The sequence below is a fragment of the Rhizobium centroccidentale genome, assembly GCF_030182565.1.
Lineage (GTDB): Bacteria > Pseudomonadota > Alphaproteobacteria > Rhizobiales > Rhizobiaceae > Rhizobium.
Genome location: NZ_JAQJCG010000066.1, coordinates 1 through 890 on the forward strand (window position 1 = coordinate 1; position 890 = coordinate 890).

The 890-nt window shown below is 63.9% G+C and carries 1 protein-coding gene; it reads right to left on the reverse strand.

Translation table 11 applies throughout. From position 1 onward, the window contains the following. On the reverse strand, positions 1 to 890 hold an 890-nt coding region (gene tssI, locus PH562_RS30655; RefSeq protein WP_285177644.1), incomplete at both ends, for a type VI secretion system tip protein TssI/VgrG.

The window sequence follows — 890 nt, forward strand, 5'->3', positions numbered from 1 at the left end:
CGATTGCCGCCGATGGAGGCGACCTCGTGGCGGTCGACGCGTTTGGTGCGGTCGTTGCGTACGCGCGTCGTCTGGTCCTTCTGCGCGTGGAAGAACATGTTCTCGCGGCCGGCATCGTCCTCGAAGGTCATCTCGTTGAAGCCGGTGCCCTTATGCGTATTGGAGCGCAGGACCATGCGGGTCTTGTTGGCGGGAAGGTCGTAGGGCACGCCGTTGCTCGGGTTCGGCACCACGCCCGTCACCAGCGGTCGGTCCGGATCGCCGTCGATGAAGGCGACCATGACTTCCATGCCGATGCGGGGGATGACCTGGCCGCCCCATGTGCCGCCAGCCCAGCTCTGGGCGACGCGCACCCAGCAGGTATCAGATCCATCCTTCTTGGCGCGGCGGTCCCAGGGATACCAGAGCTTGATGCGGCCATACTGGTCCGGATGGATTTCTTCTCCGGAGGGGCCGGCAACGATCGCCACCTGCGTGCCGCGGATGCGTGGCCGTTCGGTCTTGCGATGCGGCGTCATTGCGACGCGCGACGGCACGGCCTCGAATTCGTTGGTATATTCCGGCTGATCCGCGTTGGTTTCGTAGGAGGGATCGACCGCATAATGGGTCGCGCGCACGACGACATGTTCTTCATAGACATGCTCGGGATGGGCCACTTCATAGGGCGTAAATCGCCGGCCGGCCTCTAATATGCGCGATGACGATCGTCCCACGACCCGGTTGTGATCGGCCTCGCTTGCCTGCATGCGCAGCTTCTGCGCCCGCTCTGCCTCAGCCACGGAGGAAATGCGGGCTGGATACTCGTAAAGCTCCCGCTTCATCGCCCCCGGCATCTGCACCAGCGAAGGCGTGGTTGTGCCCGGCACCATCTGCGGCGTCTCGAAATTCCA